The organism is Acinetobacter sp. 778_lipA (genome assembly GCF_058242985.1).
In genome coordinates, this window is record NZ_JBZAYT010000001.1 from 2,385,238 (window position 1) to 2,408,347 (window position 23,110).

At 34.2% G+C, this 23,110-nt stretch carries 21 protein-coding genes and 2 pseudogenes; 13 read left to right on the forward strand and 10 right to left on the reverse strand.

Annotated features, from left to right (window positions below; genetic code table 11):
* Positions 1-7: 7 nt before the first annotated feature.
* From AC4CUY_RS11320 to AC4CUY_RS11330, 3 genes are all read left to right on the forward strand, one after another.
* Positions 8-2,143: a TonB-dependent siderophore receptor gene (locus AC4CUY_RS11320; RefSeq protein ID WP_336950793.1), complete on the forward strand. Its 2,136-nt coding sequence runs from the start codon at positions 8-10 to the stop codon at positions 2,141-2,143.
* Between the two features lie 61 nt (positions 2,144-2,204).
* Positions 2,205-2,483, forward strand: a complete 279-nt coding sequence (locus AC4CUY_RS11325; protein WP_419327333.1) for a hypothetical protein — start codon at positions 2,205-2,207, stop codon at positions 2,481-2,483.
* Positions 2,484-2,486: 3 nt separating this feature from the next.
* Positions 2,487-4,049, forward strand: a complete 1,563-nt coding sequence (locus AC4CUY_RS11330) for a PepSY-associated TM helix domain-containing protein (protein ID WP_336950791.1) — start codon at positions 2,487-2,489, stop codon at positions 4,047-4,049.
* A gap of 1,073 nt (positions 4,050-5,122) precedes the next feature.
* On the opposite strand, the gene AC4CUY_RS11335 is transcribed toward AC4CUY_RS11330, so the two are convergent.
* The gene (locus AC4CUY_RS11335) at positions 5,123-5,392 is read right to left on the reverse strand and encodes a hypothetical protein (RefSeq protein WP_490774131.1); all 270 of its coding nucleotides are present in this window, start codon (positions 5,390-5,392) and stop codon (positions 5,123-5,125) included.
* A gap of 96 nt (positions 5,393-5,488) precedes the next feature.
* Positions 5,489-5,647 carry a DUF1328 domain-containing protein gene (locus tag AC4CUY_RS11340; protein WP_336950787.1) on the reverse strand — a complete coding sequence of 53 codons (159 nt, stop codon included), beginning with the start codon at positions 5,645-5,647 and terminating at the stop codon, positions 5,489-5,491.
* A gap of 987 nt (positions 5,648-6,634) precedes the next feature.
* Between AC4CUY_RS11340 and AC4CUY_RS11345 the strand changes: the two genes are divergently transcribed.
* Both AC4CUY_RS11345 and AC4CUY_RS11350 read left to right on the forward strand, forming a co-directional pair.
* Positions 6,635-7,084 (forward strand): BLUF domain-containing protein, encoded by a 450-nt coding sequence (locus AC4CUY_RS11345; RefSeq protein WP_336950785.1) that lies wholly within the window; start codon positions 6,635-6,637, stop codon positions 7,082-7,084.
* A gap of 39 nt (positions 7,085-7,123) precedes the next feature.
* Positions 7,124-7,591: a BLUF domain-containing protein gene (locus AC4CUY_RS11350; protein WP_336951462.1), complete on the forward strand. Its 468-nt coding sequence runs from the start codon at positions 7,124-7,126 to the stop codon at positions 7,589-7,591.
* A 40-nt stretch (positions 7,592-7,631) separates the two neighbouring features.
* Here the strand turns inward: AC4CUY_RS11350 and AC4CUY_RS11355 are convergent, their stop codons facing one another.
* Together AC4CUY_RS11355 and AC4CUY_RS11360 are read right to left on the reverse strand one after the other, a co-directional pair.
* On the reverse strand, positions 7,632-7,838 hold the full coding sequence (locus tag AC4CUY_RS11355) for a pyridoxamine 5'-phosphate oxidase family protein (protein WP_419327334.1): 207 nt from the start codon (positions 7,836-7,838) through the stop codon (positions 7,632-7,634).
* A 144-nt stretch (positions 7,839-7,982) separates the two neighbouring features.
* Positions 7,983-8,243 (reverse strand): hypothetical protein, encoded by a 261-nt coding sequence (locus AC4CUY_RS11360; protein ID WP_336950783.1) that lies wholly within the window; start codon positions 8,241-8,243, stop codon positions 7,983-7,985.
* A 249-nt stretch (positions 8,244-8,492) separates the two neighbouring features.
* On the opposite strand from AC4CUY_RS11360, the pseudogene AC4CUY_RS11365 reads away from it, so the two are divergent.
* The 3 genes and pseudogenes from AC4CUY_RS11365 to AC4CUY_RS11375 all read left to right on the forward strand — a co-directional run.
* Positions 8,493-9,127: pseudogene (locus AC4CUY_RS11365) on the forward strand (SOS response-associated peptidase family protein).
* Between the two features lie 93 nt (positions 9,128-9,220).
* Positions 9,221-9,838, forward strand: coding sequence for a LexA family protein (locus AC4CUY_RS11370; protein ID WP_419359985.1), 618 nt, complete (start codon positions 9,221-9,223; stop codon positions 9,836-9,838).
* Positions 9,835-10,413: pseudogene (locus tag AC4CUY_RS11375) on the forward strand (Y-family DNA polymerase); the annotation flags it as partial. The gene AC4CUY_RS11370 and the pseudogene AC4CUY_RS11375, both read left to right, overlap by 4 nt.
* A 77-nt stretch (positions 10,414-10,490) precedes the next feature.
* On the opposite strand, the gene AC4CUY_RS11380 reads toward AC4CUY_RS11375, so the two are convergent.
* Positions 10,491-11,021 (reverse strand): hypothetical protein, encoded by a 531-nt coding sequence (locus AC4CUY_RS11380; RefSeq protein WP_336950781.1) that lies wholly within the window; start codon positions 11,019-11,021, stop codon positions 10,491-10,493.
* Between the two features lie 592 nt (positions 11,022-11,613).
* On the opposite strand from AC4CUY_RS11380, the gene AC4CUY_RS11385 reads away from it, so the two are divergent.
* Positions 11,614-11,853, forward strand: coding sequence for a DUF2171 domain-containing protein (locus AC4CUY_RS11385; protein WP_336950780.1), 240 nt, complete (start codon positions 11,614-11,616; stop codon positions 11,851-11,853).
* A 239-nt stretch (positions 11,854-12,092) separates the two neighbouring features.
* Here AC4CUY_RS11385 and AC4CUY_RS11390 read toward each other — a convergent pair whose 3' ends face one another.
* Positions 12,093-12,401 carry a hypothetical protein gene (locus AC4CUY_RS11390; RefSeq protein ID WP_336950779.1) on the reverse strand — a complete coding sequence of 103 codons (309 nt, stop codon included), beginning with the start codon at positions 12,399-12,401 and terminating at the stop codon, positions 12,093-12,095.
* Positions 12,402-12,583: 182 nt separating this feature from the next.
* Here AC4CUY_RS11390 and AC4CUY_RS11395 point away from each other — a divergent pair, with 182 nt between their 5' ends.
* Positions 12,584-14,455, forward strand: coding sequence for an ABC transporter ATP-binding protein (locus AC4CUY_RS11395; RefSeq protein ID WP_490774132.1), 1,872 nt, complete (start codon positions 12,584-12,586; stop codon positions 14,453-14,455).
* Between the two features lie 406 nt (positions 14,456-14,861).
* Here the strand turns inward: AC4CUY_RS11395 and AC4CUY_RS11400 are convergent, their stop codons facing one another.
* The 4 genes from AC4CUY_RS11400 to AC4CUY_RS11415 form a co-directional block, all read right to left on the reverse strand.
* Positions 14,862-16,010, reverse strand: coding sequence for a phospholipase A (locus AC4CUY_RS11400; RefSeq protein ID WP_336950775.1), 1,149 nt, complete (start codon positions 16,008-16,010; stop codon positions 14,862-14,864).
* Positions 16,011-16,037: 27 nt separating this feature from the next.
* Positions 16,038-18,977 carry an insulinase family protein gene (locus AC4CUY_RS11405; RefSeq protein WP_419327337.1) on the reverse strand — a complete coding sequence of 980 codons (2,940 nt, stop codon included), beginning with the start codon at positions 18,975-18,977 and terminating at the stop codon, positions 16,038-16,040.
* Positions 18,978-19,208: 231 nt separating this feature from the next.
* The gene (locus tag AC4CUY_RS11410) at positions 19,209-19,964 is read right to left on the reverse strand and encodes a COG4705 family protein (RefSeq protein WP_336950772.1); all 756 of its coding nucleotides are present in this window, start codon (positions 19,962-19,964) and stop codon (positions 19,209-19,211) included.
* Positions 19,965-20,325: 361 nt separating this feature from the next.
* Positions 20,326-20,793: a GNAT family N-acetyltransferase gene (locus tag AC4CUY_RS11415; protein ID WP_336950771.1), complete on the reverse strand. Its 468-nt coding sequence runs from the start codon at positions 20,791-20,793 to the stop codon at positions 20,326-20,328.
* 288 nt (positions 20,794-21,081) lie between these two features.
* Here AC4CUY_RS11415 and AC4CUY_RS11420 point away from each other — a divergent pair, with 288 nt between their 5' ends.
* From AC4CUY_RS11420 to AC4CUY_RS11430, 3 genes are read left to right on the forward strand one after another with little or no spacing between them, the layout of a single operon-like run.
* Entirely contained in the window at positions 21,082-22,086 is a 1,005-nt protein-coding gene (locus AC4CUY_RS11420) for an adenosine kinase (RefSeq protein WP_336950770.1), read from the forward strand.
* 18 nt (positions 22,087-22,104) lie between these two features.
* Entirely contained in the window at positions 22,105-22,416 is a 312-nt protein-coding gene (locus tag AC4CUY_RS11425) for a Rieske (2Fe-2S) protein (RefSeq protein WP_162242519.1), read from the forward strand.
* A 14-nt stretch (positions 22,417-22,430) separates the two neighbouring features.
* Positions 22,431-23,045, forward strand: coding sequence for an OB-fold-containig protein (locus tag AC4CUY_RS11430; protein ID WP_336950769.1), 615 nt, complete (start codon positions 22,431-22,433; stop codon positions 23,043-23,045).
* The last annotated feature ends 65 nt before the right edge of the window (positions 23,046-23,110 follow it).

Below are 23,110 nucleotides of genomic sequence, written 5' to 3' on the forward strand. Positions count from 1 at the left end.
ATAAGCAATGCTAAATCCTCTCCCACACAGTTTTAAGTTCTCTATTCTTAGTTTAGCGGTACTCATTGCCCAGCAGAGTTTTGCTGAAGATATTGAAAATCTACCCACAATTTCAGTTCAAGCCACAGCTGATCAAACTGAATTAAGCTCCGAACAATCAAAATCTTATATCGTTAAAAAATCTGCAAGTGCTGCCAAGCTGAATATTCCTGTCAAAGAAACACCACAAACAGTGAATGTTGTTACACGTCAGCAATTAAATGATTTTGCACTCAATAGTGCACGTGAAGCTTTAAGTAATACCCCAGGTATTACTGTCAGCAGTCAAGAAACCGAACGTTCAACCTACACTGCCCGTGGTTTTGAAATATCAAATATTTTAACAGATGGCGTTGGCTTCCCTTCTAGCAGCTACAATTATAATAATACCAATCCTGATACATATTTTTATGATCGTATTGACGTGATTAAAGGTGCAGATGCCTTAACCAATGCTTTTGGTGATCCAAGCGCAACAATCGATTATATCCGTAAGCGTCCTACTCAAGAATTTCAAGCCAATGCTGGGCTAAGTTATGGCTCTTGGAATACCCAACGCTATGAAGCAGATGTTTCAGGTGCATTAAATAAAGAAGGCAGCATCCGCGGACGTTTGATGGGTTATGAGCAAACTGGAGATTCTTATCTAGACCGTTATTCATCTGAGAAAAATGGATTTTCTGGCATCATTGATGCGGATTTAAGTGATAGCACGTTATTAACTGTCGGTTATAGCCAACAACAGAATAAACCTAATGCAAATAATTGGGGTGCTTTACCACTTCTCGGTGCAGATGGGAAACAACTTTCCTATGAGCGTAATTATAATCCCAATCCAGATTGGACATATTGGGATAATAAGTCACAAAATGCTTTTGCTGAGTTAAAGCAAAAAATTAATGACAAGTGGACAGCTAAGCTGAGTTATAACTACACCCAAACCGACCATAACAGTAACTTACTCTATTATTTCGGTTATCCTGATCAAAATGGAGCAGGTGTAGCCCTCACCGCTTGGGGCGGAAAAGAAAGTCTAAAAAGTCATTTTGCCGACTTAAATCTACAAGGCTCATATTCATTATTTGGCCGTGAACACGAAGCGACACTGGGTTATAGTTATCTACAAAATAAACAGTATGATCAACAGACGTCAGGCACAATTAATGACAGCAATATCAATAATAATCAAACCACAGACTGGGCAAGCTGGACACCTCAATCAGTCACTTGGTCAGCATTTAGTGATGCGGCAAACTATACCCAAAAGCTCAATTCTGTATATGCGGCAACACGACTACACTTAAACGATGATTTGAAACTTTTACTCGGTTTAAATTATGTTCAAGCTAAAAGTGAAGGTGAAAGTTACGGTTCATCAATGGCCTATGATGAAAACAAAGTATCTCCTTATGCTGGCATTACCTATAACTTTAGCCCTGAATACACAGGTTATCTAAGCTATACCTCTATTTTCCGCCCACAATCTGGAGTGGGTACTGATAATAAAGCACTCAAACCAGTTGAAGGTGAAAGCTATGAGGCAGGTATTAAAAGTTCATGGCTAGATGACAAACTCACTGGAACTTTGGCGGTGTTTCGAACAGAACAAAGTAATTACCCTTTGCGCAATTCAGATGGAAATATTCTCAATCGAAAAGTTGAAACCAGTGATTTACGCTCTCAAGGGGTAGAAGTTGGTTTGGCTGGGCAATTAACAGATCACTTAAATATTGCATTTGGTTATAGCCAATTTAGCTTAAAAGATTTAAAAAATGGTGGAGAGGCTCGTACTTACAACCCGAACCAAACCATTAATCTTTTAACGACTTATACTATTCCTGCTATACCTAAGCTGAAAATTGGTGCAGCTTTACAATGGCAAGAGGCGACTAAGCAGTATGATTCTTCGGTAAAGAGTACAATTACCCAAGATGCTTATGCTTTAGTGAATATGATGAGCAGCTATGACTTGAATAAGCATATTTCGCTACAGGCAAATGTAAACAACGTGACAGACAAAAAATATTTATATAGCTTTCCAGATGGTCAGGCTTTTTATGGCCCATCTACAAACTATAGTGTTGCTGTAAAATTTAAATACTAATCTGAACTCGCCTTAATCTTTTTATGATTAAGGCGTTTTCAATTGCAAGAAAGTGATCGTTATGCAGATTGTGCTCTACCCTTTATCAGTGCTCTTTCGTTTTATACTGGCTTTTGGTATGGGCTATCTGTGCAGTTATTTAGTATCCTTAACTTTAATTGACGTGTTTTATCCTTATTTTGCCAAGGCTGAATCTATTTATTTGGCAGCATTTAGCGCACTTATTTTTTACATTTTTTTTGTGATTCTAAGCTTTTGTATTCATTCTTTAAAGAAGCTTACGCTGATCAGCCTAGCTCTGGTCGCTACTTTTTTCCTATTTTCCAAGTTTATAGGTTAACTCATGCATAAATCTGTTCGTCAATCTATGGCATGGTTACACTCTTGGATCGGGCTTACCTTCGGCTGGCTGTTATTTGCAATTTTTTTGACAGGTTCTGCAACATATTATCGCCATGAAATTAGTATGTGGATGCAACCACAATTCGCAAGTATGCAAATCAAACAGGAATCCGCTATACAGTCTGCGTTTGCTTATTTGCAAAAAAATGCCCCAGATGCAAAAAGTTGGTATATCGGCGTTGCAAATCAGAATACCCCTGCAAATAAAATTTATTGGCAAAAAGCCGATGGTGGTTATGAAAGTAAAACTTTAGATGCCAATACAGGTAAAGAATTGAGTCTTTCTGCCACACAAGGCGGTGATTTCTTCTATGGGTTTCATTATCAGCTTTATGGAATGCCTTACTCGATTGGTCGTTTGATTGTCACCTTTGCAGCGTTAATTATGTTTATAGCCTTGATTTCAGGCATTATTACCCATAAAAAGATATTTACAGATTTCTTTACCTTAAGAGTATTTAAAGGTCAGCGTTCATATTTAGATTTTCATAATGTAAGTTCGGTAATAGCATTGCCCTTTTTCTTAACCATTACATTTACCGGCTTAGCGATCTTTTTCTATCTGCTTTTCCCCGCAGGGATGAAAAAAGCCTATCCAGATAATCCATATCAGTATTTTGATGAAATTCGTCATGTTTCAACTGCAAACAAGGCTCAACACGCACAGCCGAAGAATATGTTATCTATTCAACATTTCCTGCAACAAACCCAACAGCAATGGGGAAAAACTAATATTGATAACATTACCGTAGATCAACCCAATACACAGCTTGCTAAGCTCACGATTACTGCCTTAGAAGATCATTCGATTACTCGTAATCAAGCACAACTTAGCTTTAATGGCGCTACAGGTGGTTTAATTGGGAATACCCGTAATAACAGTGCAATTGCAACATTAAATGCCAGTATGTACGGACTGCATATGGCGAATTTTGCCCAACCTTTATTGCGTTTAGGCTTATTTTTCTCTGGCCTCTTAGGTTGTGCAATGATTGCTTCTGGCTTATTGCTCTGGAGTTTAAAACGACAATTACAAAAGAAAAATGATCATTTTCACGTTGGACATTATCTGGTAAACCGACTCAATACCACGATGATTATTGGTTTACCCATTGCGATGTTGGGTTATTTATATGCCAATCGTTTTGTACAACTTCAATCAGATACACCGAATTATGAAGTCTATACATTTTTTACTTTGTGGTTATTCAGTTTTATTATTGCGCTTTGCACAAAACAACAATATCTCTGGAAAACTCAGCTCAAGCTGCTAATTGCCATGACATTAGCCTTGCCTATTTTAAATGTCTATTATCTGATTTCTAATCAATATATTCATTCATTACAGGACTATTGGTTATTTTTACGTGTGGACTTAATGATCTGGTTATTTGCCATTTTAGCGATTTTTTTACATCAAAGAATCACACCGATTCAAAACAAAGCTGTGGCGAAGATCAAGAAAAAGCTAGAACAAAAACAATCACAGGAATCTGTATCATGATATTGGCATTTGCATTTCTCCTGATCCTGATTGCCAGTTATAGCTTATATTTGATCAGTTCAAAGCAGATCACCAAGACTCAGAAAAGTAAATTGTCTGTTTTAGCGCAACATGTGAAACTGGTAAAAGTTATCGCGTTTGCGTTGATCATCTCGGCTTTATTTTTATTCAGTGTAAATTATGGCAATAGCATCTCTTTTGTGGCCTTATGTATACTGAGTAGCCCAATACTGTTTGGATTGATACTCTTTGTAAATGACTTAAAACCCAAAATTAAAAAGTAGACATCTAGCGTTTTAATACTGCTAGCTAAGTTTGATTAGTTTTTTAGGATGCTCAATGGCTAAGCTATAATTCATTGGGCAATCCTGATTGAACCGATAAATTTTTTTAACAAGGTTTAGGCGCAATATAAATCGTTTTTATTCGATATAAATAACTGGTGTATTTCCACGAAAAATACACAATCTACATTACACCGCTATTCTCCCAATTTCTGCAGAATTTGTCTTAAAATAATTTAAGCTGTTCAGGTTGTAACTGCATTTCAATATTTTACAATTTAATCAATCTATAAAATTTCCCCGAGGATTTTATGTTGCTGCAATGGTTTGATTCAATTTTAATTTACAATCAATGATTTAAAAAATTTAAACAAATCTTAGTGCAATAAATAGCGTAAAATTATTTTTATTTATTCAATTTTTTGATGATATTGAAAATAATTATATTTTAACAATGAATGAAGCCGTGAGTGTACTCAAACTATGAAATTCCCTTTCTTAGAAATTCTGCACTCAGCTTAAATCGAAGTAGATTTTTAAAAATTAAAATAGACAGAATTAATTGATTTAAGAGCTTTTCATCATCTGTCTGTGCCTCCTTACTAACCCTAAAAGTATCTTTCTCTCAAGTATTTCATCTTCAGTAAATGACAATGAATCAACCAATAACTCTATAGGCAATGAACTATTTTCAATTAAAAAACAGTCTTGATCTGTAGACCATTCAGGAAGTATTGTAACTTTTTTACGCTTGCGCCTTTGATGCATATAAACACCTTACTTTAAAAACTATGAATTTACTTGCTCATCAACCCAAGATAAGAATTTGTATTTATTACTTATTTCAGGTGCACTCATTATTAAAATATTTTTTTTATTTCCAAACTTACCGAATACTTTATTAGAATTATTAAATTTAAAGTCAGTTTCATCTCCTTCATTTAAAGCTTTGAAATATGCAACAATTTTCTCGGACTTGGTCTTACTCTTGAAGTCTGGTGTCAAAAGTAAAAAATTATAGATCTGCTCTAAAACACACATATAGTTACTACTTTTCATAAAAACCTTAATTATAGATTATTAATGAGATAATTTACTGTAAAGAAATTAGCCAACTATAGAACAAATATATTCGATAGTTGGCTATATAAAATACTATGATTTTCCACGAGATATAAAACCAATAATTGCTAAAATAACAGCTACAACTAGTAGAATTACAGCAAAATCTTTCGATAGACCAGCAACTCCACCAAAACCTAATAAACTAGCAATTAATGCTATAACTGCAAAAATTATCGCCCAACGAAACATACATTATTACTCCTAAAATATTTAATTTTTTTTTGATTTAAATAAAATTTATCTAAATCAATCTATATAAAAACCTATTCTTTATATAGCTTATCAGAAATAAAAAACCTATTTATTTCTTGATTCTTTAGTTTTGGCATAACAATCTTAATTAAAAAAAGAACTGAACAGGAAATAAGAAGCATTCCTATAACTTCAATTGAATAACTAATCATGAATAATAGACTATAAAAGCCAAAGAAAAATAAAAGACTTAAAAATACTTTTTTTAGATATAAGGTCATAATAAGACCATATAACATTGCCGAAAAGAATACATTAAACTTTTTATGTATTCCTAACTTGTCAAAAATTATGATTATTAAACATATAATTAAAACTGAGATAATAAATATAAAAAAATTTTTTAAAATTAACATTTCATTTCCTCTACTTTAGATTTAATAAAATGCTTCCCCCTTAGTAGAGCAACTAAGGGGGAAGACTACCCCAATACACCATCTATTATTATGCTCATTAATTTTATAACTTCTTATTCTAATTTAAGTGTAAGCGACCACATCTTAAACTAATATTCAGTTGTATATTAATAATAATGAACACGTATGGTGTATGAACGCAGTATATATAAATCAAAAATTCAGGCTGTAATCTCTGGCTTACATGATTGTGAGAAATTTCGTACATTTGTTTATTTTTTAACCTATTAATATTTAAAAAATTAGAATTATTTCATTTATTTTCATAAATTTAATTTTAATAAACTATTACTTCAACACAATATATTAACAATTAGCTTAAGTAAAAGTAAAAAAAGTTTACATTACATTTTTTTTTGATCGTTTTTATTTTAAATTGGCTTCAATCCTAACTATGTTGTAAACTTTTAAAGTTACTATTCTTTCTATGTGGAAACATAAAGTTTACTAATAAAATTAAATAGTTATCACACACCATCAGTAACAAATCAAACTGGATGAATTCATAATGGAATTTGTAAGGGTTTTATACGCTAGTAAAGCGACACAAGCGCACCCTGAACTTAAATCTGATCTAATTGATATTCTTAACACTGCTGTTGATTTTAATTCTCGTCATGAGATTACAGGAGTTCTTTACTATGGACATGGATATTTTGTCCAATGTCTTGAAGGTAGCAAGAGTAAAGTTAATGATCTTTTTTATAACCGCATTTTAAAAGATCCACGTCATCAAAATTGTGAAATTCTCTATCATGAGAAATGCGATGTTGGATTATTCAAACATTGGAATATGAAATTTGCACCTGTTAACAAAAGATTAGGTGACTTTTTTCAAGAACACCATCTTGATGATTTTAACCCATTTCTTCTTTCAAGTAACACTATTCCTTCATTCATAGACCTTTTAGCTTCGGAGTATGCTCATGAACCATATAATTTTGAAATCGATGAGTAATTCATTAGTCTATTTTGAAAACGTTAATATAGATGATAAATCATGATTCGTTTGTGCTACGCAAGTACAAGAAATGAATCAACTAATGACCTCATAGAAGATTTAAATGATATTTTGAATACTGCTCGAGATTTTAATTCGAAAAACAATGTTTTTGGTGTGCTTTACTATGCTAATAACTTTTTTTTCCAGTGTCTTGAAGGTGAAAGATCAACTGTACTAGAGCTATTCCATAACATTAGAAATGACGCTAGGCATAAAGATATTATTGAATTCAAAAATGTAGAAATTGACCAAATTAGTTTTAAAAACTGGTCAATGAAATATGTTCAAAAGTGCTCAAAAGCAGAGGTCTTCTTTAATCGTTTAGGTTACGACTCGTTCACTCCTACTGCTTTAACCGAAGACAATTTAGATGCCTTCTTAAATGAACTCTTAAATGAAAAGCAGACTCGGCTTCGAAAGCGAGTTGGTTTAAACCAACGTGGAATATCTAATTTTCTTTAATAAAAAAAGACGAACGTAAGTTCGTCTTTTTTACAAAAATTTATAGCTTAACAGAATGACTTGTTCCAAGCTGCTCTGTTTCACGTGATATTGACGCTTTTGCTACTTTGAAAAGAGTTACAAATTTTCCTGCACCTTTCCAGTATTGTGCACCATTACATATTACACGTACTAATTGAATATTTGGATCCGACTTTCCTTGTTCAAAAAAAGTTCCATACGAAGCGGACCACAATTGATCAAGCACCTCTTAATCTTGGACACATTCTGCAATTCCATTAATTGAGACATAATCATTTTTTAAATTTTCCAATTTTAACATTCTCATGTAAATTGAAATAGTTTCTTAGTGTTAATTAAATATTTTAATTATATGATAAAAAATTATTATTCATGAATAATTTATTTTTTTGTTATCATTGATGCTTACAACTTTGAACTGGTAATCTTTATGAGTAATATTTTGATTTACCACAGCACGGTCTAATTGATCCCACAATTCAAAGTGAAAAAAATCAGAAGTTTCAGAGTAAATCCAAAACCATAAAATAGACCTATCCTTTTTTATAGGGTCATAAGTGGTATCTTTAACTTTTACCAATTTATGTAAATGAAAATTTTCATCTTGAAGTACTATTTCTTGAATATCCAATAGAAGATTTCCGTCGATCTTAATTGATTAGGAATATAACCTATTTTTAATTTTTTTTTAAATATGGTTTCAGATAAAATATGTAAACTAATTTTTCTTAATTTTGTTCAATGTACTGATATTAAATATCAATTAACTCTTATGAAATTATTTTATCCAGTTAATTTTTATATATTAAATAACTAACCAATAAATTATTGTAATACAATTAAAAACGAAATTTAAAATTTATAATAAATTGATTAACTCATGTGCTCAAACTATCAAACTCCAAAAATAACAGCATTTGTTCAATTAGGAATCGAACTCAATGCAATGGATTATCCTTTAAAGTCACACGTTTATCCGTTATACCCTGCTCCAATTATTATGAAAGAGTTTAACCTAGATTTATGAAGATTTGCACTAATTCCAAAATGGGCTGAGGATACAAAGTTAGGGACACACCTATAATACTTGAACTGAAACTATAGTTGAGAAGCCTAACTTTCGACATGCTTGACTTATAGCAAGTTTTACTTTGTGCCGGTTCAAGAATTTGATGATCTCAAGTGCATCGATGGTAAAAGCCATTTGTACAGAATTCACCGTAAGAACGACTACCATTCGCTGTTGCAGAAACTCACGATGATTAGTTAATTAAAAAATAATAATATTTTTTCAATGATTACAATCAATTCTGACAATCATCCTTTCATGAAGCAATTTTATGCGCCTACCGATGAAAAAAGATCAATCATAGTCATATCAAGAGAATATCGAAAAGACTGCTTGAATATTGATAAAGAAAATGCACACGAAAATTTCTTTGAAATGCGTGATGATTTTCCGCTTTCCCTCGTGAACACTCATCTGAAGTAGCCAAACAAAGTGACCTTTTTTAAATTAAGACTGTTTATCCACATAGTTTAAATTTGAAATTAAAAACTATTACATTTAATATCTTGAATACGTAACTTATTCAAGTGGTATTTTTTATGAATATTGAATTAAATTCAAAATTATCGAAAGCTAAACTTCAAAAGCTTAAAGATGCAAGTCTAGATCACTTGAAAAGCTCTAAAGTTATTGATATCAGAGCACATTCATCTAAATTAAAATGTCCATCTGACCTATCTAGAATATCGTCATTTCAGGCAATCACTAAGTATTCTATTCCATTAGTTTTAAATAAAATTACTGCAGATTCCTCCTCAGTATTTGAGAATTATATAGACAAAACTGTTGACATGGATGATCTGCTTATTTCAAATAAGGAAGCTACATTCATTGTTCAAGTTGAGTCGTATTCGATGAAAGACATTGGAATTGATATCACTGACTATTTGATTGTCGATAGAAGTATTCGATCACAGCACCAAGATATTGTTATCGCATTCATTGACAATGATTTCACTGTGAAAAGAATGATGATTACACAACGGATGTCACATGATGAATTGTTTAATATTTTTCATAATGAAAATGATCTTAGAAATTTGCCTGCAGTGTGGCTCAAACCTGAGAATATTGAGTACAAACCAATCCTCCCCCGCAATGAACAAGAATTAGTAATTTGGGGTGTTGTCACCAAAATTATTAAGAACTTTAAATGATACATGAAGAAAAGATATTTGTTCTTATTGATATCAATAATTGCTATGTCTGGTGTGAGCGTTTCTTTAACCCGAAGCTAAATAATGTCTTGGTGATAGTTTTATTAAATAACAATGGTTGCGCAGTAGCTCGAAGTAACTAAGTCAAGGCTATGGGGATTAAAATGAGCCTCCATTTTTTCAAATCAAAGATGCTGTCCAGAAAAATTGTTTTCAAGTTCCTTCAAGTAACTATGCGATATATGCTGAGATGTCACGTCGATTTTATTCATTTTTTGCCAGTTATTTCGCACCACCCGAACTCGAGATTTATTGAATTGATGAGTGTTTTCTAGATCTATCAAGTTTTAAGCATAATTATAATCTTGGTGATTGATTATCGCCAAGGAATGCACGAACGTATTCAACAATGAAGCGGATTGCCTGTCTCAGTATGAATTGGTTCCAACAAAACAGAAGCAAATATCGCTAATCAGAAAGCAAAAAAGGGAAAGCGATTTAATGGAGATTATGATTTAGCAAGCATGGCACAGAAACATCCTGATTACTTGTGTTTGTTTATAGAAGTAGGTGAAAATATGAAATGTTGCTAGAAAACAAATGCTTGACAAAAATAGCCCTTACATTGAAGGACTACTTTTTCGAGCATCTGTTAACGTGTTACTCTTTCCCAAGCATCTTTAACTGCATGTTTTGCTTCTTCCCATTTTAAACGAGACTCTCTTTTAGTCTTTTCCCATTGAAGCTTAAGATCAGCTTCAACTTCTTCAAATTTTGTTTCATAAGGATAATTGCTTCTAGAAGTGTACCCTAGTTGATAGGCATCACGATAATCACGATCGTAATCTACATTATCATATAAGTTAACCGTGTCTTTAAAGTAAGGCCGCGTATTATAAGTCTCACGCCAATAAACATCCTCATCTGTTGGATTTACAGCTTCAGAAATACTTTTCCCTGCTAATCCTCCAACAACTGCTCCTACTACTCCCCCGACTGCAGCACCTACAGGTCCGCCAACGGCTCCAATAGCTACACCACTTGCTGCGCCACCTGCTGCACCAACACCTGTGCCAATTGGGTGAGCTCCTGGCTCACCTGAAATAGGGTCAGCATTTAGTTGCTTACGTTGTTCTTTACTCATATTTTGAACAACTTCATTATCTATATTAGAATTTGACATATTTAATCCTCTATTTGATAAAAATTATTAATCCAGATACTCAGTCAACGATAATCATCCTAGATTAATTATTTTCATTCAATATTACTATTTGTTATAGTTTGAAGAACAGTTTGTATAAAACAGAATTAAGTAAATTAAAATAAAACATGTTCAAAACCACAGCACTGTTGAATATTATCGCTTTTAAAACTTCTTAAATAAAAAACATTAAATTACAATATAAAACACTAAAACCTCACTTTGATAAATTAAAAATAAATAATTATAAAACATAAAGTTAAAATAAAATATCTCAACAACATCATTAAAATCAAAGCGAATAATTATATACTTCTCAATAAAATTTTTAAATTATAATTGCATCACAAAAAATAAAGGAACCAAACATAATATATCAAAGCAAGTGAGAAAAAAATCACATTACCATTAGTTTTATATCTGTTTACAAATATAATTTTTTAAATTAAATAACTCTTTAAACCTTACATTCTTAACTCAATAAAACTTAAAGCTTAAAAATACTTACATCATTATCTTTTTTTAAGTTTTAGACTGGTATCTCAACTTGAACAATAAATAGGCAAACATTATGAGTAACGTTAATGCTAACGATATTAAAGAACATGCTTCAGTAATTGCTTCATGTGGTACACAGATCGGTAAAGTCGATCATCTTGAGGGAAAAGATTCCATTAAATTGACACGAAGTGATGATGAACATAATGAACATCACCTGATTCCATTAAGTTGGGTGAGTGAAATTAAAGATGGAAATGTAATTTTGAATAAAAATTCAGAAGAAGTAAGAAATCAGTGGCAAACATTGTAGGCTTTACCTAAATTAATTTGCTATTTCAAAAATGCCAATCAATTTGATTGGCATTTTTATCATCAATATATTACCGATTCCCACATAATCATTGCATGAGTCAGAATTCCCCTTATTAGTATTAGTTCATTTTGAATTGTACTTCAAGCAACAGTTATCAAATGTATTCGACATTACCATTTTTTCGCAAATTAACATGGTTTGATATATCAATTGATCTTAAGTTTGAAATAGTTAACTTAGCAATTGCAAATTTCTGTATCTGCTTCAAAGTATTTATTTTTGAGATAATATATACACCTTTTACTTCTTCTAAATATTTTTATAACATTTCCTAAACTCATTTTTATCAGATCAGAATGACCATTTAATATATTAGGATTAAGGTTAATCGCTTTTTTACGATCTTCAATCCATTTTTCTGCTATTCTACGAGGGTTAAATGTTTTGCTTTCAATGAAAACTAGATAGACTTTTCTGTTAGTTCTAATTCCAGCTCGATAACGAATAGTGCCATCGGTAAGACTTCTTTGTCTAATTGAGCCCATAATTATTTACGCCATTCCTACTTTATTAATTATGGCGTAAATATTGGCGTAATAAACTTATTATTCACATAGGTTTTCACATGTTCAAAACTAAACTTGCATCTCATGTAAGATCTTGTTTAGAAAGTAAATTTTTGCAAACTCATAATTGTTAAAGTAATTCACATAAAGTTAGGTAAACTATGCTGCAATGGTTTGAAAAGTTAGTAGATCCATATCCGTCGAAAGGTTTAAACGAACCATTACCCACTAAGTTCTTTCCATTTGTTTGGCAAGCTGCGACTGGTGTTAAGCGTTATTTATTGATTTTAATATTATTCACTGCTGCAACAGCATCTTTTGAAGCCTTATTCTTTTCACAAATCGGACATTTAGTCGATTGGTTGACTCAGTCAAAACCTCAAGACTTTTTAGTGAATCATCGTGAAAATTTGATCTTTTTAAGCTGTATTTTATTGGCAAATATCTTTTTTGCCAGTATGCAATCTATTATCAGACATCAGATTTTATACAGTAGTTTTCCAATGCGTTTGCGTTGGAGATTTCATAATCTTATGTTACGCCAAGGCTTAGACTTCTTTCATAATGACTTTGCAGGTCGTTTATCTGCAAAAGTTATGCAGACAGCGCTAGCAGTACGTGAGTTTTGGGTGATTTTAGGCGATATGGTGACTTATGTTGTCATCTACTTCATCACCTTCAGTATAGTATTGGGCTCAATTTCCCCTATTCTATTGATTCCACTTTTATTGTGGTTGGCACTGTTTGTGAGTGCAGCATTATTTTACATTCCCAGATTAGGACGAATATCTAAAGAACAAGCCGATGCGCGTGCGGTGATGACCGGACGAGTAACAGATGCCTACACGAATATTCAGACAGTGAAACTTTTTGCCCATGCTGGCCGTGAAAGTCAATATGCAAAAGAATCAATGAAAGAATTTATGCGTACTGTGTTCAAACAAATGCGTTTAGGCACTGCATACGAACTTTGCATCAATTTGCTGACCGCCGTTTTATTCTTTGGAGTTCTAGGTACTGCTGTTTGGTTATGGTTACAGGGGCAAGCCGCGATTGGTGTCATTGCGGCAACAACAGCCATGATTCTTAAACTCAATAGTATGGCTGAATTTATGATGTGGCAAACCTCTGCCCTGTTTGAAAATGTCGGAACAATTCAAGATGGTATGCAAACCTTAGGTCGTCAGATCAATATCCAAGACAAAGAAGATGCCAAACCACTTGTTGTGACTGAAGGCAATATTAAATTTAGTGATGTCACATTTGCCTATAATAGCAAAAAAGTAATTGATCACTTCAACTTAAACATTCAACCTGGCGAGAAAATTGGTATTGTTGGACGTTCTGGTGCGGGAAAATCCACCTTAATTCAATTACTTCTACATTTTTATACCATTAATGAGGGAAAAATTACCATTGATAGTCAAAATATTGAGGAAGTCACTCAAGACAGTTTAAGAAAAAATATCGCGCTTGTCACCCAAGATACCTCGTTGCTACATCGTACAGTTGCGGAAAATATCAAATATGGTCGTCCTGATGCGACTGATGAAGAAATGTATGAAGCAGTAAGAAAAGCCAAAGCAGATGAGTTTATTCCACAACTTTCAGATTTAAGAGGTCGTACTGGCTATGATGCTTATGTTGGTGAGCGTGGAGTAAAACTGTCGGGTGGTCAACGTCAGCGTATTGCCATTGCACGTGTATTTTTAAAAGATGCGCCAATTTTAATCTTAGATGAAGCAACTAGTGCCTTAGACTCCGAAGTTGAAGCTGCAATTCAATCAAGCTTAGATGAGTTAATGCAAAAGAAAACCGTGATCGCAATTGCCCATCGTCTTTCAACCATTGCACAAATGGATCGTTTGATTGTGCTAGATCAAGGTCAAATTGCAGAACAAGGCACCCATGAAGAGCTTATTGCACAAAATGGTATTTATGCGCATTTATGGCATAGGCAGACGGGTGGTTTTTTAGTTGAACCTGAACAGAAAACCACTGAAGATGAAGACTCAACAGTCAGCGCTTCATAAATAAAGCGTTTAAATAGCCAAATTATAAAAACCACGTTAAAAATAACGTGGTTTTTTATTGCGTCTATTCTATTGATTAAGCATACATCATAGCCTTATTTGGATATATTTTAGCTACAACATGCAGTTCAATGATTATATTTTTAGAATCAAGAATTAATCGGCTTGACGAGGCAACAGAATTGATTATTTTGATATGATTAAGTACCCTCCATCATTTGTACTCAAATTATTACTTATGTTATTGCAATATTTAAACTAGTATATAAAAACAGTACTCTTGAGCTTTCCGCTTACTTATCCAGATAAAACAACAACTTTTCCGTATAAATCAAAAACAAAAAAGCTGCCTTATATAAAGACAGCTTCTTATTTAAATCTAGCCAATCAACGCTATTTTAAATGATTAATACCAGTTCATTAATGAAACACCTAGTCCAACATAGGTCGCACGGTGATTATAATCAATCAAACTTTCGCCATATCCATCAAACAATTGAAAATGACCACGTAACTTCCCTTTAATAGGGAACGCCCAATCAAACTGCACTGCACCATGTGAATCATCCCCACCTTTTAAAGAATGACGTAGCATCAAAGAAAAATCATTGTCATTCCAACGATAGAATGCGGTTAAATCACCACGACCAATATAATTTTTAATATCAGGATTATTGTCATCCTGAAAATCTTCTTCAATGCGATACCACGGACGCACCATCAAAGCAAAATTATCTTTTTCAAATCCAAGATTTAAAATTACTCGATTCCAGCTACGTGAAAGTGGATCAGAACGTCCATTTGACTGATGATTCAACGTCAAACCTAATAAACGTCCATTTAAACCCAATAAATTATAATTGGTTCGAAAAATTAAACTTGCTTCAGGCTCATAATTTGTTTCACGAAATGGACGGGACTCTTCACTGTTGTAAACTTGCCAACGAGAAGATTGTGTATATCCTACCCAAACATCACCATTATTTCCAAACACGTTTTCAGCAGCTTTGGTTTTTAAAGAAATCTGGAATTTTGCTTCCATAGACTTTAAATTTTGATCTTCTTCCACTGTATTTTGGGGGTTTGGGCTCTGTGGAAATTCATTTTTCTTACTGGTCCAAAATGCAGGAAGTAAATATACAGGTTGATTCGCCCGAATATTCCATGTACCTAACTTACTATCTTCTGAAAGCTCCCAACGTCGATCAAGTAATGAGGTGTTGGGATCAATTTTATCACCATGAATTGCAAATAAATTTTCAGCTGTCTGGGTAATTTTGTCTTTTAGTGTTTCAGGTTCAACATTGGCTTTTTGAATATCTAAGGCAGCACGTTGCTCTGACACCAAAACTTGCGGAGCAACCGCAGGCGTTTTAAATATTTTATCGTAACAAGCCAAACGGTCAGCGTTAGATTCGAGTGCAACACAGGCTTGTGTACTTGCAGGATTTACTTGTGCAGTATCATCTGCGTGTACAATGGTCACCAAACCAAAACTGAGCATCATTAAGATGCTCAGATTTAATGGTGTACGTTCAAAATTTTTGAACGACATAGAATTCTCCAGAAAGAATTTATAGGGTTAATTTACTTTCTTAATTTCAAAACCTAATTGTTCCAACACGTCTTTTTTTACAACTGGAGCGACTACAGCTCTTACAGGCTTTTGCTCAAGTAAATAAGTTTGTGTGACACGCTTAAGGTCATCAATAGTAACGTTTAATAAGCGTTCGCGTAATTGCTTTCTAAACGCAGGTGTCCGTCCATGAAGCAATGCATAACATGCAGTAATGGCCTCACCTGCTGGTGATCCAGGTTTATCCATACTCGAAACTAGACCAAGAATTGCTTCTTCAAGTTGATAATCATGCTGCTCTTTATGTAATAACCAATCTAGACTTGCCTCAAAGTCTTGGAATGTTTCTGCAAGGCGCGGATCTCGATAACTATAGAATCTGAACGAGCAAGCATTGCCGTCATAGCTTGCACCACCACCATATGCTCCGCCTTTTTCTCTAATGGCACTATGTAGGAAACCATTCCGTAAATAGCCTGCAAGTACCATTAACGGCGCAGCATCTGGATGTGCAACATCTACAGCTTGGTAAGCAGAAGCACAAAATTGAACATTGGCTTGAATTAACCATGCTTGATCTGCATCGCTCTCATCCATAGCCACTTGAGTTAAATAAACAGGAGATTGATCAACCGTAAGCTTATCCCAAACAGTTTGAACCTCTTCAACTAAACGCTCTGAATGATGCTCTTCACACACCAATAAAAATTGTTTTGGTGCAAGCATTAAACCTTTATGAATTGATTTTAACTCATCTATAAACGCATCATATGCCGCATCATCTTTTTCAATTTTTGCAATCAAATCACCTAGCCAATTCAATGCGCCTAGGCCTGTATTGTCATAATCGCGTTTTGCTAACGCACTCATATGACGTGAGGCAATTTGCATCGCATAACTATGGCCAGAACCAGATAAACGAGAAGCCCAACGGGTTTTACGTTGTTGTAAAAGTTCGATAATGCGATCTTTTTCATCAAAACGTAACTGCTCAAAAGCCAGTTTAAGCAACTGAATGGCATCAAATTTATCAGTTAAAGATTTAGTTGTTAAAGTCAACCATGCACTGATTTGACCTTTGTCATCGGTTTTAGAACGAAGCGAAGCGCCCATTCCCAAGCCGCCACTGACAGCAGTCTGTAACTGTTGAAGTTCAAGATAATCATATTCGCCCGCCCCCACTTCTCCCATGAGAACAGACAGTAAGTTGAAATAAGGCGATTTTACAATTTGATCTGGAATTTGAATCAATACTTGTTGGTAGTAAATTCCGTTTGTACCTGCATGGTACAGATGTAATGGTGTATCTACCCCATTGCAAATCACTTCACGCAATTGACCTTGAACAATGGCCAATTCAGCAGGAATATCCTCCAAACCGACTTTAGGCAATAAGCTCAAATCATCTGGTGTTTCTTGACGGATTTTTAAAGCTTCTGTCTGAGCAATAATTTCAGCTTTATCTGCTTCAGACAAAGCCTCACCAATTTTCGCTAAACGTGATTTTTCATCTTCTGCTTCTTGAGCAGATTTATTTGCATCTGGAACTAAAGTCATTTGTACACGATGTGGATTATCCAATAAATGAACTTGAATCAAATTAGATAACCACATCGGATCTTTGAGTTCTTCTTTTACTTCTGCAATGGCAGTATCTACATCCCAGGCATGGATTGGATCATTATGATGAATTGCATTACCCAAACCATTGAGGATCAGCGTTAAACCATACGGTGTACCATCACCACTGATTTCACGTTGATGTAATTCAATTTGGTGCAAAATTGCATCAACCATTTCTTTATCAATAGGCTTTGAAGCAACATCTTGAAGAATATTGAGTACACCATTTTTAAATTCTTCAGTATGCTCAGGGTTTGAACCTTGAACACCACAATAGAACGTCATTTCATAGTTTGAATCATCTACACCCATGATTGGACCCGTAGACTGCGCATAACCACATGTTTCTAAATAATGGCGCAATGGCGAAGCTGAATTTTCTAAAAGAATCCCTTCAACTAAACGCATACCCAAGCGAAGTTTAACATCACTGGTCTTCGGCAATAACCAAGACAAAATATGGTACGTCTTGTCTTTTAAATCTTCTGCATCAACAGCATAGGTTTCTTGTACTTCAATTGGTGCTGTGAGGCGCTGCTCTTCTTTAGAGTAAATCGTTTCACCTTTACTGAATTTCGACAGCGCCAACTTTTCAAATTGTTCTTGCAATTTATAAGCAGGCTCATCACCAAAGGTCATAAATACAGCATTACTTGGGTGATAATGTGATTTATAAAACGCTACTAACTCTTCATAAGTTAAGTCTGGAATATCCTTTGGATCACCACCAGAATTATAATGATAAGTTGTTTTCGGGAACAAATGATGTGCAAGCTGATGATAAAGCTGGTCTGAAGGCGAACTCATCGCTCCCTTCATTTCATTAAATACCACGCCTTTATAAACAGGTTCACCATTTTCAAGCTCAATACGAATACCTTCTTGAGCAAAGTCCAATGGATTTAAATTGGCAGCAAAAGCAGCATCTAAATAGACTTCCAATAAGTTCTGGAAATCCTTTTTATTTTGTGTTGCAAATGGATAAGCCGTCCAATCTGCTGCCGTAAATGCGTTCATAAATGTGTTTAATGAACGACGAATCATCAAAAAGAATGGATCACGTACAGGAAATTTCTCTGAACCACATAACGCTGTATGTTCAAGAATATGCGCCTCACCTTTGGAATCCATCGGTTGAGTACGAAAAGCAACTAGAAACACATTTTCGTCATGATCTGTTGCTAAATGGTAGTGCATTGCACCAGTCACTTTATGTTTATATTCAGACACTAAAATGTCTAAAGCTTCTACATGGTGTTGACGTACCAGCTGAAACGCAGGATGAACAGTTTGAGATAAGGTTTCAGTGACATCTACAGTCATGCGATCTCCAATATTAAATATTTATCTATACGTTTAAGTATAACCGAAACTTAAATAAATGCGATTCATTCCTAAAACTAATTCTTAGTAAATCAATCAGAATTAATCGCGACTTACTGTCAAAATATCAAGAATGAGCAATGGGATAAATAAAAAAAGTGATGATCAAAAGATTCGATCATCACTGTAAAACTTCACTTTTTTTACTCAATATTTTTAAATTAGTGATGCTTATGTTTTTTCTGTATCCCAACGCTGAGCAATAAAAATACAGATCAAAATTACACTCAACAATACAGCTGATGCTATGAAGTGACTCAGGGCTAATCCACCATGATCAATTGGTTTATCTAGAAAATCACCAACCACAGCCCCTAATGGTCGAGTAAGCACAAATGCGCTCCAGAACAAAATAACTCTGGATATTTTTGTAAATAAATACAAAGTGATGACGATTAAAATCAATACCACATATAACACAATCCCACCGCTATAACCCAGTCCTGCTGTATCTGATGACCAATCTCCCAATGCTGTACCTAAAGTTTGCGAAAAGGTAATGGTTAACCAATAGAACAGTTCTGCTCGGGGCTGATTAATATGTGGTGAAATTGTTCCTTCAACCTTATACCAAGCATATAAAGTCAACAATACCAAACTGAGTAATAACGTACTTCCACCGAAATAGCCAATACCCAGTGAGCGATCGACAAAGTCTGCTAATGTGGTCCCCACTGTGGTACTTGCAATAATGGTAAACCAATATAAATAGGGGTGAAAAGCCTTAGCCCGAATTTGAAAATAGACAAAAGCGATAAAGATAAAAGCAAAGATAAAGGTTCCTAGCAAATACCCTAAATTAAGCGACATTGACACAGCATCACCGGCCGTTTCACCAAAAGTGGTTGCAAAGATTTTGGTGATCCAAAATAGTAATGTGACTTGCGGAACTTTTGCAATCAGCACATCTAAATCATTTTGCTTCATTTCACATATTCAGCAATTATGCGTTAAAAGCTATAGTCTATACTTCGACTTAAAATAGAATTAAAATGTGAAAAAAGTCACTTAACGCTCTTAAAGACTCAGTAAGATTTGTATTTAGTACTTATCATGACTTTACAAAAACTGATTAAATATGGCTTATCTATGTTTAGGTTTTTGTAGAAAAGAATTACTTAGGCTATTTTTAGTATGTTTACCAAGAAAACTATTTTTGGAGATCAATACAAATTCGTCTCCAAAAAATAAAGATGACCTTAAAGCCTATCTTTGTAATCTAGCAGCATTTTCAAATTATGTTGTTGCGTAACATTACAGATTAGAGACCAAAGGATTTCCAAATTCACTAAATTAAATATTTAAAGTAATTATAATTTGGGTGATTTGAGACAAAAACATAATTTTGCTTTTGGTAAAATGGCGCTGCATCTTTTTCACTATTTAAGCACAATGCAGAAAAATTGGGTTTTGCTCTTTTTTCAAGTTCAAGCAATAAACTTTTACCTAATCCATTTTTGCGGTATTCAGGCAATACATAAAAACGACGTACCCGACCAATTTTATGCTGAGTTTCAGGGTTATGCTTTGTATCACCATCTTCACTGATTTGAATATTTAAACCACCGCATGCAACCAGTTTATCTCCATCAAACGCAACCAATAAAAATTCACCATGTCGATTAAATTTATTGGTTCCTTTCTGAAATTCATCAACCAACCGTTGAATAAAATGAAACCCTTCTTTCTCAGCAACTATAGCTAAATCTTGAATTTGCGCAGGCAATTGATCTACCTGTTGAATTAAAATATTCACTCAACCTCCAATATGTTTAGGGTCTGTAGACAGTTTTAACTTTATGCCTATGTTTATTTCCAAACAAAACCTAACCTAGCAATCTAATTTAATCACGCACATTGATAAAAACAATGGCTTAAATGAAGCAAAAATCATCTCAAAAACAGTTTTGTTCAGCACACAAGCAGATTATAAAACTCCAACAAGCCATATTTGACAAATGTAATTGAATTTTTTTCAACAAACTACTGTAAAGCTGAGCATTCGTGTAAACTTTATGTTTTTAACATTGATGTGATGAAGAACATGGCTACAGTTGACCTTTTTGCAATTGGTAACGCGCTCATTGACCAAGAATTTAAAGTATCAGATCACTTTTTAGCTGAACAAAATTTGCAAAAAGGCACCATGCAACTCGCAGATGGTGAGTCCCAAACTCAGCTATACAATAATTTAAAAGCTAGCCAAAATTATAAAGGTCAAGCATCTGGTGGTTCAGCTGCCAATACAACAGTGGCATTTAGTGCATTAGGTTCTTCAGCATTTTATGCCTGTCGTGTTGGAAATGATGATCTAGGCACAATTTATCTCGATGGTTTAAATGAAGCAGGCATCAAAACTTCTAAAAAATCCATCAGTGAAGGCGTTACGGGCACCTGTATGGTTTTAGTCAGTGGGGACTCAGAACGCACGATGCAGACTTATCTCGGTATTACTGCTGAACTTTCAGATCTACAAATGGATTTTGAACCTTTAAAGACAGCACAATGGTTATATATCGAAGGTTATTTGTCTACCAGTGATTCAGCACGAGCTGCAGTAAATCAAGCACGTCAAATTGCACGTGATCACAAGGTTAAAATCGCATTAACTCTATCAGACCCAGCTATGGTGCAATATGCACGTCAAGGTTTAAATGAATTAATCGATGATGGTGTAGATCTAATTTTCTGTAATGAACAAGAAGCTATGATGTATACAGAAACTGACTCTGTAGAAGCTGCGCTCAATAAGTTAAAAATGCTAAGTACTGATGTGGTCATTACCTTGAGTGAAAAAGGTGCATTGGTCGCAGATCAAAAACAACATTTTTATGTTCAAGGTCGTAAAGTAAATGCAGTAGATGCAAATGGCGCTGGTGATGCATTCTCAGGTGCTTTCTTATATGCTTTAAATAATGGTGAAAATTTACAAACTGCGGCACAACTTGCTATTCTTATTTCTAGTGAAGTGGTGTCTAAATTTGGGCCACGTCTAGACGTTGCAGAATACGCAAATCTACTCGAAACGTTCAAAAAGGAATGTGCATAAATGTCTGAAAAAATTGCAATGACCGATGAAATTGAAGAGCGTAAGGCACGTGCGTTTGACACAATGACAGGTGATACAATTTTTATCACTCAACGTGATGGTGCATTTTATGCCTATCAAAACGTCTGCCCACACCTACAAACTGAGTTAGAATTTCTTGAAAATCAGTTTTTAGACCAAGATGGCGAATATATTCAATGCTCTACACATGGTGCTTTGTTTGAAGTTGAAACAGGTGAATGTATTTCAGGACCATGTCTGGGTGATAAACTTGAAAAAGTAAATATTTCAGTCCATTCAGATGGTGGTATTTACATCGAGGACGAATAAGATTGGAAACTGCCATGCTTGGATTTTTATTTGAACATGAATTAATGCCCTTTCACCTCAGTGTCTTGGCTTTAATTCTGCTGAGTATGGCAGAAACTTTTGGCTACTATATCGGCTTACGGCCAAGTACCTTTCTGAAAAAAATTTCACCAGATTGGCTCATCGAATCCCCCTTACTACAAGTTAAATTTTCCAAAGTTCTTATTTTCGTTTTTTTATTATTGAATTTTAGTTTTGCAGGCTATTTTTTACAGCTATCTATCTTTGCCAGCAAACAAGTTTTTGCCGCTTGGTATTATGTGGTTTTACCCGCATTGGTGATTGCAATCTTCTTTACCGTGTTTATGATTCATTGTTTGGATCAGGTGATAAAACCTAAAGTTGCATTGAATCAAGTTGACTTGCTTGGACGATTAGCTACTGTTTCTAGTGGTAATGCACGCCCAGGTTTTTCAGCTCAAGCACGAGTACGTGATGAAAATGGACAGCTTCACTATATCCAAGTCGAACCAGAATTTGGTGAATTAGAATTTCAATCTCAAATTATCTTAATACGTTTTAGAAAATCCCATTATATTGCGAAGAAGATTTCAATTTCAAATCATCTATTTAGTTCAGACCAATATTAATTCATAATTTGTTCATTTAAGTCAACATTCTTTTGTGCGACGTATTAGTACAATTACTCACTATA